Raw genomic sequence first — 14763 nt, 5'->3', positions numbered from 1 at the left:
TATGCTAGCCCGCAGCCCATCACGATGCCCGCGCTTTTTCGGGCCTTCATTCGACATCAATACGGCTGTACCGTCCTAATGACCGATCTCACTTCGCTGACGCTCGCTGAGGCCCGCGACGGGCTGGCGGCAAAATCCTTCACCGCGCTGGAATTGACCGACGCCCATCTGGCGGCGATCGAAGCCGCCCGAGTGCTCAACGCCTTTGTCCTGGAAACCCCGGAGCAGGCGCGCGGCATGGCGCGGGCGGCCGATGCCAGGCTCGCCGGCGGCGAGGGCGGTCCGCTCGAGGGGCTGCCGCTCGGCATCAAGGATCTGTTCTGCACCAAGGGCGTGCGCACCACCGCCTGTTCGAAGATCCTCGACGACTTCACCCCGCCTTATGAATCGACGGTGTCGTCGCAGCTGTGGCGCGCCGGTGCGGTGCTGCTCGGCAAGCTCAACAATGACGAATTCGCGATGGGCTCGTCGAACGAGACCTCCTGCTTCGGCCCGGTGGTCAATCCGTGGCGGCGCGACGGCTCGGATACCAAGCTGGTCCCTGGCGGTTCGTCCGGCGGCTCGGCCTCGGCGGTCGCGGCCGGTCTGTGCCTCGGCGCCACCGCGACCGACACCGGCGGCTCGATCCGGCAGCCGGCGGCGTTCACCGGCACGGTCGGGATCAAGCCGACCTATGGCCGCTGCTCGCGCTGGGGCATCGTGGCCTTTGCGTCCTCGCTCGACCAGGCCGGCCCGATCGCCCGCACGGTGCGCGATTCCGCGATCCTGCTGCGCTCGATGGCCGGCCACGATCCCAAGGACACCACCTCGGTCGAGCGTGCGGTCCCGGATTATGAGGCTGCGATCGGCCGCTCGGTGAAGGGCATGAAGATCGGGATTCCGAAGGAATACCGGCTCGACGGCATGCCGGCCGAAATCGAAAAACTGTGGAGCGAGGGTGCGGCGTGGCTGCAGGCCGCCGGGGCCGAACTGGTCGACATCTCGCTGCCGCACACCAAATACGCGCTGCCGGCCTATTATATCGTGGCGCCGGCGGAGGCCTCGTCGAATCTGGCGCGCTATGACGGCGTGCGCTACGGCGCCCGCGTCAATGGCCGCAACATCACCGACATGTACGAGAATACCCGCGCCGCCGGCTTCGGTGCCGAGGTCAAGCGCCGCGTCATGATCGGCACCTATGTGCTGTCGGCGGGCTATTACGATGCTTATTACCTGCGCGCGCAGAAGGTCCGCACCTTGATCAAGCGCGATTTCGAGGACTGCTTCGCCAAGGGCGTGTCGGCGATCCTGACCCCGTCGACGCCGTCGGCGGCGTTCGGCATTGGCGAGAAGGGCGGCGCCGATCCGGTCGAGATGTATCTCAACGACATCTTCACCGTGACGGTGAACATGGCGGGATTGCCGGGCATCGCGGTGCCGGCCGGCAAGGATGCGCAGGGCCTGCCGCTCGGGCTGCAACTGATCGGCCGCCCGTTCGACGAGGAGACGTTGTTCTCGCTCGGCGAGGTGATCGAACAGGCCGCCGGGCGCTTCACGCCTTCGAAATGGTGGTAGGCGCAAATCTTGCGCTTGGCGGCATGTGTTTTGTTGCGTTCAGGCCCGTGTTTCGCCATGGTTTGCGCATGAGCAGGGTCCGGCATGAGCACTGACGAGGGAACTCCGTCCTCCCAACAGGTCGACCAGATTCTCGGCTCGTCGAAGCTCGCCGTGGCGCTGGAAAGCGACCGCTACAAGCATCTGCTGGATCACGTTCCGGTCGCGGTCGCGGTCTCGCGCGGGTCCGGCGCGGCGCAGCACGTCGTCTATGCCAACAAGGCATTCGAGACCTTGATGGCGATGGCGCGGGCGGACGTCGAAGGCCAGAGCTGGACCTGTCTCGACGGTTTCCTCAACGAAGACAATCAGACCCAGACATTGGGCGCCGCGATCCGCGACGGCGAGGATTTTATCGGTGTGTTTCGGCCGGTAGGGCCGGTCGACCGTCTGGTGATCGTGCAGGCTTATGCCTCGGTGATCGAAAGCGACAACGGCATCGAGAATTTCCGGATCGCCGCGCTGGTCGATGTCGGCGGTCGCGAGCGTGCCCAGATCGAACGGTTCGAGAGCCAGATCCGCGATCGCGATATGCTGATGCGGGAGTTGCAGCACCGGGTAAAGAACAATCTGCAGCTGATCACCGCTTTGGTGCGGATGGAGGCGCGCTCGGCCGCCGAGGGCGAGACCGTGGCGCTCGGCCGGTTGGCGAGCCGGATCGATGCCTTGACGGTGCTGTACCGGATCTTGTCGGCGGAAGACGCGCTGGCCGAGATCGACCTCGGCCAATATCTGTCCGACGTCGCCACCGCGGTGATGGAGGCCAATGCCGCGTCGGATATCGAGATCGAGCTCGAGACCGGATATTGCCCGATGTCGATCAATGTCGCCATGCCGGCGGGGTTGCTGGTCAACGAGATGCTGACCAACGCCTTGAAATACGCCTTTGTGGGTCGCAGCGCGGGAAAATTGAAGCTGATCTGCAAGCTGGAGCAGGGCCGCTTTACGATCATCGTGTCCGACGACGGCGTCGGTCTCGGCGAGCATCAGGAATGGCCGTCGCCGCGCAAGCTTGGCGCCCTGATCCTGCAGACGCTGAAGGAAAACGCCAGGAATGTCGTGTTCCGGGTCGAGACCATCCGCGGTCAAGGCACCTGGTTCACGCTGACCTTCGACGCGGCGCAGCCGCCGGTCAATTGAGCGCCTATCCTTGTGGCGCTGATGCCGTGAGCCGGACGGATCGGGCCGGAGCGCCTTGCAATCACCATGATAAAGGCGCGGATGCTGATCGGCCCCTCCATTAAGGTAAGCTGCACCTTTCCGAGGGCAGGATCATTGTCGGCATGGGGCTGACCCAAGCTTAACCTCAACCGCGACGCTTCGCCTGAAGTGACGCTCAGGCAAACACCATGTTTAGGATGCGGTCCTCCCTGCTCAGCCTTGCCGTCTGCGCCGTGCTGATCGGCTGTGCCTCGGTGCACAACGTTCCTGTCAATGTGCCGCTGGCCGCCGGCGAGCCTCAAAACGCCAAGACCGGGTTCAACACCGCCGCCGACATGGATGATGTCGTCGTCGGCCTGTCGTTTTCCGGCGGCGGAACCCGGGCGGCGGCGTTCTCGTTCGGCGTGCTGCAGGCGATGGACAAGATGCCGGTGCACGGCGCGGCGGGCTCGATGCTGGAGCGGATCAATTTCGTCTCCGGCGTGTCCGGCGGCTCGGTGACGGCCGCCTATTTCGGCCTGAAGAAGCGGGCGGCGCTGGCGGATTTCCGCGAGCGCTTTCTGGTGCGCAATGCCGAGGAGGGGCTGCAGACCTCGCTGACGCTCGGCACCATCGGCCGGGCGTTCTCCGGCGGCGTCAATGATTCCGTCGGCTTCACCAACTGGCTTGATGCCCATCTGTTCGACGGCGCGACGCTCGGCCAGTTCGGCACCGACGGCGGACCGCAGGTCTGGATCAACGCTTCGGACATCTACAACCGGGTTCCGTTCGTGTTCGGCGCCACCGCTTTCACGGCAATCTGCAGCGATCTGTCGCGCTACCCGATCTCCAACGCGGTGGCGGCGTCGGCCGCAGTGCCGCTGGCCTTCGCGCCGGCGGTGGTTCAGGCCTTCCCGGGCTCGTGCGACGATCCGCTGCCGCGCTGGATCGCGCGCGCCGCCGCCGATCGCAACGCGCCGCCGATGCTCAATACCTACGCCAAGGCGATCATGCGCTACCGCGACGGCAAAGTGCCCTTCATCAAGCTGCTCGATGGCGGGCTGGTCGACAATTACGGCATCTCCGGCTTCACCATCGAACGGCAATCCTCGGAGACCGCCTATGGTCCGATGACGCCGCGGCAGGCGGTGAAGCTGCGCCGGGCGCTGTTCCTGGTGGTGGATGCCAAGGCTGGGATCTCCGGAGACTGGGTGCGTAGCGTCGAGGGGCCGAGCGGCATCGACCTGATCAAGGCCGCGGTCGATACCACGATGGATGCCAGCGTCGGCTCCAGCTATGCGGCGTTCGACCAGACCATGAGCGACTGGCAGACCTCGCTGGTGCGCTGGCGCTGCGGCCTGTCGGCGGCGGAGCGGACCCGCTACGGAGCGCGGCCGGGCTGGAATTGCCGCGACCTCAAATTCTTCATCGGGCGGCTCGGCTTCGACCAGCTCGATCCGGCGCGCGCCGCGCTGCTGGAGGCGGTGCCGAGCCGGTTCCACTTGCCGCCGCAGCAGGTCGATGAGGTGATCGCCGCGGGGCGCGACGTGCTGCGCGTGAGCCCGGTGTTCAAGGCGTTTGCGGCCAGTATGTGAGAGGCCCTTCGGTTGACAGTTTAACTAAGCTTACTTAAGTTAAGCCGACTGATCGGAGGCATGATATGAGCAAATATGCCGCCTTGGGCAGTTTTCTGAGTAAACAACGGACCGGACGGGTTCACGTCAGTTTCGCCGAGATTGAGAAGATCATTGGCGGGAAACTCCCGGGCTCCCAGCGCTATCCGGCGTGGTGGAGCAACAACCCGATGAACAATCCGATGACCAGGGTGTGGCTCAATGCCGGTTTCCAGACCGAGCAGGTCGATATTGCCGGCCGCAAATTGGTATTTCGCCGGGTGGTCGGACCAAACACGAAAAAAGACGATCTTCCGGCTGGAACGATGGCAAGAAAATCAGGTCAGCATCCGCTGATTGGATGCATGAAAGGCACGGTGCATCTCCCGCACGGCGTGGACCTGACCGAACCAGCCGACCCCGGATGGGGTGAGCTCGCTTACGGTCGCGATATGTCGAAATGGGCGCGGTGACGTGGCGCTGCTATTGGACACCTGTGCCCTGCTTTTCTTGACCACGAACGAGGCTCAGGCCGACTCCGTTAAGGCGGAGTTGCAGCGCGCTTACGAGACCGACGAAATGGTTTTCGTTTCGCCGATTTCGGCGTGGGAGATTGGGATTCTGGTTTCGCTTGGCCGGATCAACCTTTCGATGGAGCCAAAGCGATGGTTCGACGCTGTCATGCAAAAATCCGGTATCGGATTGGCCGAAATGCCACCGGCAGTCCTGATCGCAGCATCGTTTCTCCCGGATTTTCCGTTGCGCGATCCTGCCGACCGCATCATCGTCGCCACCGTCCGCGAATATGGCTTCACTTTGTTGACGCGCGATAAGCAACTATTGGCTTATTCTGATCGAGGGCATATTCGCGCCTTGGCCTGCTAAGGTCTCGCTAGACCCCAAACCTGCATCGTCGACCTGCGAGAACGGACACCATGAACGCACCTGTCAAACCATCACAGCTGATCAAGGGCGCCACCGGCGACTGGGAGATCGTGATCGGGCTGGAAGTCCATGCCCAGGTGACCACGCACTCCAAGCTGTTCTCCGGCGCATCGACCGAATTCGGCGGCGATCCCAACGCCCATGTCTCGCTGGTCGACGCCGCGATGCCGGGCATGCTGCCGGTGATCAACGAGGAATGCGTCCGCCAGGCGGTGCGCACCGGGCTCGGGCTGAAGGCACAGATCAATCTGCGCTCGACCTTCGACCGCAAGAACTATTTCTATCCGGATTCGCCGCAGGGCTATCAGATCAGCCAATACAAATCGCCGATCGTCGGCGAGGGCGAGGTGATCGTCGACCTCGGCGATGGCGACAGCGCCACGGTCGGGATCGAGCGGCTGCATCTGGAGCAGGACGCCGGCAAATTGCTGCACGACCAGAACCCGACGATGTCCCTGGTCGATCTCAATCGCTGCGGCGTGGCCTTGATGGAGATCGTCTCCAAGCCGGACCTGCGCTCCGCCGAACAGGCCAAGGCCTATGTGGCCAAGCTGCGCAGCATCCTGCGCTATCTCGGCACCTGCGACGGCGACATGGAGAAGGGCAGCCTGCGCGCCGACGTCAATGTCTCGGTGCGCAAGCCCGGCGGGGAACTCGGCACCCGCTGCGAGATCAAGAACGTCAATTCGATCCGCTTCATCGGCCAGGCGATCGACTACGAGGCGCGGCGCCAGATCGGCGTGCTCGAGGACGGCGGCAGCATCGACCAGGAAACCAGGCTGTTCGACGCGGTCAAAGGCGAGACCCGGTCGATGCGCTCCAAGGAAGAGGCGCATGACTACCGCTACTTCCCCGACCCCGATTTGCTGCCGCTGGAATTCTCGCAAGCTTACGTCGACGCGCTGAAGGCCGAACTGCCGGAACTGCCGGACGCCAAGAAGGCGCGGTTCATTCGCGACTTCGGCCTGTCGGCGGAGGATGCCGGGGTGCTAGTCGCCGAGCGCGAGAGCGCCGATTTCTATGAGGCGGTGCTGGGCCAGCTCGCCAACGCCGCCCGCGACGGCAAGCTCGCCGCCAATTGGGTGATCAACGAATTGTTCGGCCGGCTCAACAAGGACGGCCAGGACATCGCCAGCTCGCCGGTCTCTGCCGCGCAACTCGCCGCCATCGTCGACCTGATCGGCGACGCCACCATCTCCGGCAAGATCGCCAAGGACCTGTTCGAGATCGTCTGGCAGGAGGGCGGCGACCCGCGCGAGCTGGTCGAGGCGCGCGGGATGAAGCAGGTGACGGACCTCGGCGCGATCGAGAAGGTGGTCGACGACATCATCGCGGCCAATCCGGACAAGGCGGCGCAGGTGCGCGACAAGCCGGCGATGATCGGCTGGTTCGTCGGCCAGGTGATGAAGTCGTCCGGCGGCAAAGCCAATCCGCAGGCGGTCAACGATCTGCTGAAGCAAAAGCTCGGCCTGTGAAGGCGGCGCGCGGCGCCGGATTTCCGGCGCGGCGCGGGCGTTCCACCGGTGCGGTGGGGGCGGTTTCGATCGCGTCGCGCGCCTAGCGGACGACCGCGCCTGGCCCGCCGCATCGCGAATCAGCATTTCCGATTCGCTTCAAAACTGCGCCTAGGCGAGGCTTGATGCGACGCCAACCCCATCGGCACGAAAATTTTTTCATTGCCAAAATTCCCGACTCAGAGTCCGCGCCCGCGCTTTGCTGCTCGGCATGGTGAGTCGGGCTTGGGCTCGATGTGCATTGTTCGTTGGTAGTTAGAAATACAGAAATGCCTGCCGTTAAAGGGTTTTATGCAATCTTGACAATCGCCGACGTAGTGTTTTCGCGGACAATTTGCATCGGGTCGCCGATGCGTCCCGCTGCTACGAACACGCGCGAGGTGCGCGCGGCGACATAGCGTCATCAACACTTCCTTAAGCGGGACACTGTTTTTTTCAATGTGTTGGTGTATTCGGAATGTAGTGCATTTCGATTCCCGAGTGCACGCAGCGTTTAAGCCATCTCACTTATCCAGGAGGGCAACATGGCCAAGAAAGCTAAGACCGCGAAGAAGGCAACGAAGGCGCCGAAGAAGGCAGTGAAGAAGGTTTCGAAGAGCGCCGTGAAGAAGACCGCGAAGAAGACCAAGAAGGTCGCCAAGAAGGCGAAGGCTGCCAAGAAGAAGTAACTGCCACAACGAGTTTGCCGGCAGGTCGATGCCGGCGACGTCACGAGAGCCCTCAGGACGGTTTGCTTTGCGAAGCGGATGGCGGGGAGGCTTTGGTCGACGACAGAGGGTGTCGGCGAGACATCAGGTCAGGCGGCCGGATCGAAGTTTCGACAGGGGTGACCCTGGTTGAGCCGGACCGGTAGAAGGAACGGTCTTTCTTCTTACGATGTGGACCTCGCGTCCGCAGTTTCACCGGCGCTCACCGCTGGGTGAGATCTGGCCCTGACGTGTTCGCCGACGCCCTCGTTTTTTGCCCCGCTTAGTATGCCGGGCCCCGAAATCAAACCCTTCCCATCCCTGGACTTGGCAGCGATGCCGGCTTCCGCGCGCCACGGTCGCCGCCGGCGGCATCGACCGCGTTGGTTATCGTTTCCCCAAAACCGAGGGTAAACAAGCTCTGGAGATGGCGCAGGAATCGCTGCGGCACAACGGTTTTGGCGTTTTCCGACCGGTCATCGGCGTGCCGCGTTCAGATTCGATTCATCGCGATACTTAAACAGCTCTTCAAATTTGAACGACATGATGATCCCAACGCGCCGGGTTACGGCGGTGGGATGTGTTGAACGGTTGGACAGGAGCCTCGCTCGGAACCGAGCCGGCCGCAGATGGAGGGTACGATGTTTCAGGGTCACTTCAATCTCGATACCGCGATGCGGGTGGAAGCCGGCGCCAGCCCCGACCTGCTATTCGACCTCGGCATGTTGTTCGCGTCGGGTCGCAGCGCGCCGGTCGATCTGGTGGCGGCGCACAAATGGTTCAATCTCGCGGCGCTGAAGGGCCGCGTCGACGCCATCGCGCTGCGTCGCGAGATCGCCGAGCTGATGTCGGCCGACGACATCGCCAGGGCGCAGCGCGAGGCGCGAGCCTGGATGGCCTCGAACTGATTGCGCCGGATCCGTCGAAGGAGGCGGCGTTCGCGTAGAGTTCCCCGATCGCATGCGATCCAGATCGGGCCGTGCCGGGCTGGCCGCCGCGGCGCATCTTATCCTTGGTCATCATCGCTCGCCCCGGCAGCGCAATGCGGCCCGCGGTCAGATCAGTTAGGTCGGCACCCTGGGGGGCCCCGCCGACCGAACCACGGTGACGCTGCTTTTCTTCGACGACATTCAGACTGTGACGGCATGCCGGCGCCGCGCGCAGCGACCTGACCGCCCAGGTCGGCGGCGCGTCCGGCGTGGGTTGGTCGACCTCGGCCGCAGCCGTGGTTTGCCGCGTCTTCCCCGCGGCATTGCGTCCGTCCCACAAAAAATGATACCCGAAGCCGTTCCAAGCTGATGCCCGCTGCGCTTTGGCGGGCGCGACGGCGCGGACCAGAATGCATGTCACCGGCGCCGAAGCCGCAATGTGCGTCCATACAGGGGGTAGCGTGATGGGACTTGTGGTGATGATCCTCGGCCTGGTGCTGTTCATCGGCCCCCATGTCGTGACCACGCGGCGGGATCTGCGCGCCCGCTTGATCGGCATCGGCGGCGAGGCGGTCTACAAGATCGGTTACGCGCTGCTGGCGCTAGGCGGCATCGTGCTGATCGCCTACGGCTTTGCCGAATACCGCTCGGCCGGGATGATCGACCTCTGGTATCCGCCGAAATGGACCAAGCATGTCACCGCGGCGCTGATGCTGCCGGCGGCGATCCTGCTGGTGGCGGCCTATAGCCGCGGCCGGATCTACCGGGCGGTCAAGCACCCGATGATCACCGCGGTCAAATTGTGGGCAGCGGCGCATCTGTTGGCCAATGGCGACCTCGGTTCGATCATCCTGTTCGGCTCGTTTCTCGGCTGGGCGGTGTTTGACCGGATCTCGTTGAAGCGCCGTGCCGATCCCGGCGGCCCGCCGATCCCGGTGGGCGGCGTCAAGAACGATGTGATCGCCGTGGTGCTCGGCATCGTGGTCTATGCCGCGCTCGCCTTCGTGTTCCACCCGATGGTGATCGGCGTCTCTGTGTTCGGCAACTAAGGAAGAGCAAAAATGTCGGTACAATCCGCCATCAGGCGCAAGACCGCGCCGGAGATTCGCGCGCGCAAGGGTGGCGATCCGATCGTGATGCTGACCTCCTACCACGCCCATACTGCCGCGCTGGTGGACCGCTATTGCGACGTCATCCTGGTCGGCGATTCGCTCGGCAATGTGATGCACGGCTTCGAGACCACGGTGCCGGTGACCCTCGACATGATGATCCTGCAGGGCCGCGCGGTGATGCGCGGCTCGCAGCACGCGCTGGTGGTCGTCGACATGCCGTTCGGCTCCTACGAGGCGTCGAAGGAGCAGGCGTTTCATGCCGCGGTGCGGATCATGAAGGAAAGTCTGTGCGGGGCGGTGAAGCTCGAGGGCGGGGTGAAGATGGCCGAGACCATCCGCTTCCTGACCGAGCGCGGCGTGCCGGTGATGGGCCATATCGGGCTGACGCCGCAATCGATCAACACCCTGGGCTCGTTCCGCGCTCAGGGCCGCGAGGAGGGCAGCTGGGAGCCGATCGAAGCCGATGCCCGCGCGGTCGCCGAGGCCGGCGCGTTCTCGGTGGTGATCGAGGCGGTGGCCGAGCCGCTCGGACGCAAGATCTCCCAGGACATCGCAATCCCGACCATCGGCATCGGCGCCAGCGCCGCCTGCGACGGTCAGGTGCTGGTGCTGGAGGATATGCTCGGGCTGTCGCCCTGGGCGCCGAAATTCGTCAAGCGGTTCGGCGATCTCGGCCCCGGCATCGAAGCTGCGATCAAGGACTATGCCAGCGAGGTCCGCTCGCGCGCCTTTCCGGGGCCCGAGCACGTCTACGGCATGAAGGCGCAGACGACGCCGAAGGCTTGAACGCCGCGGGCGCGATTGCGTCGGTTAACGCGTTGATCGGGCTTGCTTTGCCTTGTCGTCGCCATATCACTAAGGTATCGCCGCCGCGATGCCCGGGGGCGCGCGCGCGGTGCCGCCCATTCGGGACGCGGCCAAGCCGGGACGGGGTCAATTCAAGTGTCTGAATTATTTAATGAAGTCGACGAAGAGCTGCGTCGCGAACGGCTCAAGGGGCTGTGGGACCGCTATTCGCTGTTGATCATCGCCGGCGCGATTCTGATCATCGTCGGAGTTGGTGGCTGGCGCGGCTATCAGTATTTCGAGGCCAAGAAGGCCGCCGAAGCTGGCGCGTCGTTCTCCGCGGCCGCCGATCTGGCCGAGCAGAACAAGCACGCTGAGGCGGCGGCCGCCTTCGCCAAGCTGGCGACCACTGCGCCGTCCGGATATCGCACCTTGGCGCGGCTGCGTCAGGCCGCGGAAGTCGGGGTGAGCGACCCGAAGGCAGCGGTGACTCTCTATGACCAGATCGCGGCCGACCGCAGCGTGCCTGCTGCCGATCGCGACCTTGCCGTGCTTCGCGCCGCCGGGCTGCTGCTCGACACCACGAGCTATGCCGACATGCTGCCGCGCCTCGAACCCGCCGCCGCGCCGACCGCCACCTATCGCCACAGCGCCCGCGAAATGCTGGCGCTGTCGGCGTGGCATTCCAACGATGTCGCGGCGACGCGGAAATGGCTCGACCTGATCAATACCGACGCCGAGACACCGAGCAGCCTGCGCAGCCGGGCCGAAATATTGCAGGCATTGCTGCCGCCTGTCGCCAAGAGCTGATGCCCACCATCTGGCTGATCTGACCGACAAGAGTTGAGTGAGAACCGACCATGCGCCCTAGCCAACGTTTGATCTCTCTTGCCGTGCTGGTGGCGCTGTCGAGCGCATTGGCCGGGTGCGGCAGCATGGGTGGGTTCGATCCGACCGACATGTTTGATTTTCTCGACACCAAGAAGAAGCTGCCGGGTGACCGCAGGCCGGTGTTTCCCGAGGGCGTCCCTGGGCTTGAGCAGGGCGTGCCGAAGGACCTGTACAAGGGCTCGCAGCAGGAGATGATCGATCAGCAGAACGCCGCGGCGGCCGGCGCAACCGAAGCCGCCCCGGCGCCGCCGCCGGAGCAACCCAAGCCGCAACGACGCGCCCGGGTGAGGCACAAGCCGGCCGCAGCGAGTTCCGCGCCGGCGCCGAAGCGGGAGCGGCCGGCGCGGCGCCAGACCGCCACGCCGACAGCCCAGCCGTCGAAGCAGCCGCCGGCGCAATCTGCCGCGCCAGCCGACGACCAATCGTCGCCGCCGCCATTCCCGGCGCCACTGCCCAGCGGCAGCTTCTCGCGCTGATCCGGCCGCAGATCCGGCCTTGCCGCCCGCTGATCGGGCGGGTCCTGCCGCGCGCCGACATTGACATGGCGCCGCATTAGGGCGCAGGGATCACCGATGTCCTTCACCATTGCGATTATCGGCCGGCCCAATGTCGGCAAATCCACGCTGTTCAACCGTCTGGTTGGGCAGAAATTGGCATTGGTCGACGACACGCCCGGCGTCACCCGCGACCGCCGCGAGGGCGAGGGCAAGCTCGGTGATCTCGAATTCACGCTGATTGACACCGCGGGGCTCGACGAGGGCGCCAAGGGCTCGCTGACGGCGCGGATGCAGGAACAGACCGAGGTCGCCATCGCGCTGGCCGACGCGCTGATGTTCGTGATCGACGCCCGTGCCGGCCTGACCCCAAACGACCGCGCCTTCGCCGATTTCGCCCGCCGCGCCAACAAGCCGGTGGTCCTGGTCGCCAACAAGAGCGAGGGCCGCCACGGCGAGGTGGGCGCGATGGAATCCTACGCGCTGGGTCTCGGCGATCCGATCCAGATTTCCGCCGAGCACGGCGAGGGCCTCAGCGATCTCTACGATTCGCTGCGCGCGCTGATGCCGGAGCCGGTCGAGGAGGCGGAGGAGTTCGATGACGACGACATCATCGAATCCGAAGAGGAACTGGCCAAGCGCCCGATCCGGGTGGCGATCGTCGGCCGGCCCAATGCCGGCAAGTCGACGCTGATCAACTATCTGCTCGGCGAGGAGCGGCTGCTGACCAGCCCCGAGGCCGGCACCACGCGGGATTCGATCTCCGTCGAGGTCAATTATCAGGGCCGCGAATTCCGCATCTTCGACACCGCCGGGCTGCGGCGGCGCTCGCGGATCGAGGCCAAGCTGGAAAAGCTGTCGGTCGCCGACGCGCTGCGCGCCATTCGCTTCGCCGAAGTCGTCGTGCTGATGATGGATTCGCAGAACAAGTTCGAGGAACAGGATCTGCGGATCGCCAATCTGATCGAACGCGAGGGCCGCGCGCTGGTGGTGGCGGCCAATAAATGGGATCTGATGGGGCGGCAGGCCAATCTGGTCGGGCAATTGCGCACCGACGTCGATCATTTGCTGCCGCAGGTCAAGGGCGTGCCGATCGTCGCGGTGTCCGGGCTGATGGGCGAGGGCATCGATCGGCTGATGAAGGCGATCGAGGAATCCTATGCGGTGTGGAATAAGCGGGTGCCGACCGCGACGCTGAACCGCTGGTTCGAGCAGGCGATCGAAGCCAATCCGCCGCCGGCGGTATCGGGCCGACGGCTGAAGCTGAACTACGTGACGCAGGCCAAGGCGCGGCCGCCGAGCTTCATCGTGTTCTGCTCGCGCGCCGACGCGGTGCCGGAATCCTATCAGCGCTACCTCGTTAACAGCATGCGCAGCTATTTCGATCTGCCCGGCACGCCGGTCCGGATCATGCTGCGCGAAAAGGCCAACCCCTTCGCCCACAAGCGCAAGCGGCCGACGCGCTGAGGCCTGTTACCCGGCTACTCCTTCAGGCGTCATTCCGGGGTGCGCGAGCAAAGCTCGTGCGAACGCGGAATCTCGCGGCGGGTGAAAGCTTCCTTCGCGGCAGGATTCCGGGTTCGCTCGGCCTGCGGCCTGGCGCCCCGGAATGACCAGGGTTGTGGCTCGGCTCGCCGATCCCACTACTATGTTGCCTCCGCCCTATGTCTTGTTTCGAATTGCCGGGCTAACCGCGACGCACTAGTTTGCGGCGCAAGAAGCGCTGGCGATGGACGTCAGGGCGCAGCGCAATTTCGGCGATCTGATGAGCTTCGAGCAGCCCGCAACGGCGGAAATGACGACGCCGCCGGTGCAGCAGCCGCGCCGCGCCGCGGTCGGTTTCATCTTCGTCACCATCCTGCTCGACATGCTCAGCGTCGGCATGATCCTGCCGATCCTGCCGAAGCTGATCGAGAGCTTTGCCAATAACAACACCGCCGAAGCCGCCAGGATCTACGGCATTTTCGGCACCGCCTGGGCGCTGATGCAGTTCTTCGCCTCGCCGGTGCTGGGCGGACTGAGCGACCGCTTCGGCCGTCGCCCGGTGATCCTGCTGTCGAATTTCGGGCTCGGGCTCGACTACGTCCTGATGGCGCTGGCGCCGTCGCTGTTATGGCTGTTTGTCGGGCGGGTGATTTCCGGCATCACCTCGGCGTCGATCTCGACCGCCTTTGCCTATATCGCCGATGTGACGCCGGCGGAAAAACGCGCCGCGGTGTTCGGCAAGGTCGGCGCGGCGTTCGGGCTCGGCTTCATCTTCGGCCCGGCAATTGGCGGCCTGCTTGGCGGCGTAGATCCGCGGCTGCCGTTCTGGGTCGCGGCGGGCTTAAGCCTGGCCAACGCGCTATACGGATTTCTGATCCTGCCGGAATCGCTGCCCAAGGAGCGCCGCTCGGGATTTCGCTGGAAGAGCGCCAATCCGCTCGGCGCACTCAGGCTGCTGCGCTCCAACGCCACGCTGGCGGCGCTGGCGGTGGTGGTGTTCTGCACCGAGGTGGCGCATATCGCGCTGCCCGCCGTATTCGTGCTCTACACCACCTATCGCTATGGCTGGGACCAGACCACGGTCGGGCTGGCGCTGGCCTTCGTCGGCGTCTGTACCGCGGTGGTGCAGGGCTTTGCGGTCGCCCCGGCATTGCGACTGCTGGGCGAGCGCCGCGCCATGATCATCGGCTATGGCGGCGGCGCGCTGGGATTCTTGATCTATGCGCTGGCGCCGACCGGTGCGCTGTTCTGGATCGGAATTCCGGTGATGACGATTTGGGGCATTGCCAAGCCGGCGACCTCCGGGCTGATGACAAGGCTGGTATCGCCGGAGCAGCAGGGCAAGCTGCAGGGCGCCACCACCAGCGTCAACAGCGTCGCCCAACTGATCGGGCCGTTTCTGTTCACCATGATCTTTGCGTATTTCATCGGCGGTGGCGCGCCGCTGCATCTGCCCGGCGCCCCGTTCCTGCTCGCCGGCGCGCTGCTGGCGCTGTCGATGCTGATCGCGGCGAGCGCGATCACGGCGATGAACAGAGATCAGGCGCCGCAAGCGGCGTCTGATCGATGACAGCG

The 14763-nt window shown here is 64.7% G+C and carries 14 protein-coding genes; all 14 read left to right on the top strand.

Going from position 1 to position 14763, the window contains the following annotated elements:
• The first annotated feature begins 78 nt into the window (after positions 1-78).
• The 14 genes from gatA (at position 79) to RBJ75_RS07255 (ending at position 14758) form a co-directional block, all read left to right on the top strand.
• A complete protein-coding gene (gene gatA / locus RBJ75_RS07320; protein WP_044415275.1) occupies positions 79-1554 on the top strand; it encodes an Asp-tRNA(Asn)/Glu-tRNA(Gln) amidotransferase subunit GatA in 1476 nt (491 codons plus the stop codon).
• Positions 1555-1638: 84 nt separating this feature from the next.
• Positions 1639-2733, top strand: coding sequence for a sensor histidine kinase (locus tag RBJ75_RS07315; protein ID WP_044415277.1), 1095 nt, complete (start codon positions 1639-1641; stop codon positions 2731-2733).
• A 218-nt stretch (positions 2734-2951) separates the two neighbouring features.
• Positions 2952-4328: a patatin-like phospholipase family protein gene (locus RBJ75_RS07310; RefSeq protein ID WP_044415279.1), complete on the top strand. Its 1377-nt coding sequence runs from the start codon at positions 2952-2954 to the stop codon at positions 4326-4328.
• 65 nt (positions 4329-4393) lie between these two features.
• Positions 4394-4819: a hypothetical protein gene (locus RBJ75_RS07305; RefSeq protein ID WP_044415281.1), complete on the top strand. Its 426-nt coding sequence runs from the start codon at positions 4394-4396 to the stop codon at positions 4817-4819.
• A gap of 1 nt (position 4820) precedes the next feature.
• The gene (locus tag RBJ75_RS07300; RefSeq protein WP_044415283.1) at positions 4821-5231 is read left to right on the top strand and encodes a type II toxin-antitoxin system VapC family toxin; all 411 of its coding nucleotides are present in this window, start codon (positions 4821-4823) and stop codon (positions 5229-5231) included.
• A 50-nt stretch (positions 5232-5281) separates the two neighbouring features.
• On the top strand, positions 5282-6766 hold the full coding sequence (gatB, locus tag RBJ75_RS07295) for an Asp-tRNA(Asn)/Glu-tRNA(Gln) amidotransferase subunit GatB (protein WP_276156423.1): 1485 nt from the start codon (positions 5282-5284) through the stop codon (positions 6764-6766).
• A gap of 563 nt (positions 6767-7329) precedes the next feature.
• Complete coding sequence (locus tag RBJ75_RS07290; protein WP_173427342.1) at positions 7330-7473, top strand: hypothetical protein; 144 nt, start codon at positions 7330-7332, stop codon at positions 7471-7473.
• Between the two features lie 659 nt (positions 7474-8132).
• The gene (locus RBJ75_RS07285) at positions 8133-8399 is read left to right on the top strand and encodes a hypothetical protein (RefSeq protein ID WP_044409626.1); all 267 of its coding nucleotides are present in this window, start codon (positions 8133-8135) and stop codon (positions 8397-8399) included.
• A gap of 485 nt (positions 8400-8884) precedes the next feature.
• Positions 8885-9469 (top strand): NnrU family protein, encoded by a 585-nt coding sequence (locus tag RBJ75_RS07280; protein ID WP_044409623.1) that lies wholly within the window; start codon positions 8885-8887, stop codon positions 9467-9469.
• Between the two features lie 12 nt (positions 9470-9481).
• The gene (panB, locus tag RBJ75_RS07275; protein ID WP_044409620.1) at positions 9482-10318 is read left to right on the top strand and encodes a 3-methyl-2-oxobutanoate hydroxymethyltransferase; all 837 of its coding nucleotides are present in this window, start codon (positions 9482-9484) and stop codon (positions 10316-10318) included.
• A gap of 156 nt (positions 10319-10474) precedes the next feature.
• Positions 10475-11128 carry a tetratricopeptide repeat protein gene (locus tag RBJ75_RS07270; protein ID WP_044409617.1) on the top strand — a complete coding sequence of 218 codons (654 nt, stop codon included), beginning with the start codon at positions 10475-10477 and terminating at the stop codon, positions 11126-11128.
• Positions 11129-11178: 50 nt separating this feature from the next.
• On the top strand, positions 11179-11685 hold the full coding sequence (locus RBJ75_RS07265; RefSeq protein ID WP_044409614.1) for a hypothetical protein: 507 nt from the start codon (positions 11179-11181) through the stop codon (positions 11683-11685).
• Between the two features lie 96 nt (positions 11686-11781).
• Positions 11782-13170, top strand: coding sequence for a ribosome biogenesis GTPase Der (gene der / locus RBJ75_RS07260; RefSeq protein WP_044409612.1), 1389 nt, complete (start codon positions 11782-11784; stop codon positions 13168-13170).
• Positions 13171-13468: 298 nt separating this feature from the next.
• Complete coding sequence (locus RBJ75_RS07255; protein WP_044409633.1) at positions 13469-14758, top strand: TCR/Tet family MFS transporter; 1290 nt, start codon at positions 13469-13471, stop codon at positions 14756-14758.
• Positions 14759-14763: the final 5 nt, after the last annotated feature.

The sequence above is a fragment of the Rhodopseudomonas sp. BAL398 genome (assembly GCF_033001325.1).
In the GTDB taxonomy this organism is placed as follows: Bacteria; Pseudomonadota; Alphaproteobacteria; order Rhizobiales; family Xanthobacteraceae; genus JARJEH01.
Note: the sequence above shows the minus strand (reverse complement) of the source record. Positions and strands in the feature narration are given on the sequence as shown.

Excerpts from the sequence above, each read along its gene's own strand:
- gatA (WP_044415275.1), top strand. The coding sequence starts at position 79 with ATGACCGATCTCACTTCGCTGACGCTCGCTGAGGCCCGCGACGGGCTG.
- RBJ75_RS07315 (WP_044415277.1), top strand. The coding sequence starts at position 1,639 with ATGAGCACTGACGAGGGAACTCCGTCCTCCCAACAGGTCGACCAGATT.
- RBJ75_RS07310 (WP_044415279.1), top strand. The coding sequence starts at position 2,952 with ATGCGGTCCTCCCTGCTCAGCCTTGCCGTCTGCGCCGTGCTGATCGGC.
- RBJ75_RS07305 (WP_044415281.1), top strand. The coding sequence starts at position 4,394 with ATGAGCAAATATGCCGCCTTGGGCAGTTTTCTGAGTAAACAACGGACC.
- gatB (WP_276156423.1), top strand. The coding sequence starts at position 5,282 with ATGAACGCACCTGTCAAACCATCACAGCTGATCAAGGGCGCCACCGGC.
- RBJ75_RS07290 (WP_173427342.1), top strand. The coding sequence starts at position 7,330 with ATGGCCAAGAAAGCTAAGACCGCGAAGAAGGCAACGAAGGCGCCGAAG.
- RBJ75_RS07285 (WP_044409626.1), top strand. The coding sequence starts at position 8,133 with ATGTTTCAGGGTCACTTCAATCTCGATACCGCGATGCGGGTGGAAGCC.
- RBJ75_RS07280 (WP_044409623.1), top strand. The coding sequence starts at position 8,885 with ATGGGACTTGTGGTGATGATCCTCGGCCTGGTGCTGTTCATCGGCCCC.
- panB (WP_044409620.1), top strand. The coding sequence starts at position 9,482 with ATGTCGGTACAATCCGCCATCAGGCGCAAGACCGCGCCGGAGATTCGC.
- RBJ75_RS07265 (WP_044409614.1), top strand. The coding sequence starts at position 11,179 with ATGCGCCCTAGCCAACGTTTGATCTCTCTTGCCGTGCTGGTGGCGCTG.
- der (WP_044409612.1), top strand. The coding sequence starts at position 11,782 with ATGTCCTTCACCATTGCGATTATCGGCCGGCCCAATGTCGGCAAATCC.
- RBJ75_RS07255 (WP_044409633.1), top strand. The coding sequence starts at position 13,469 with ATGAGCTTCGAGCAGCCCGCAACGGCGGAAATGACGACGCCGCCGGTG.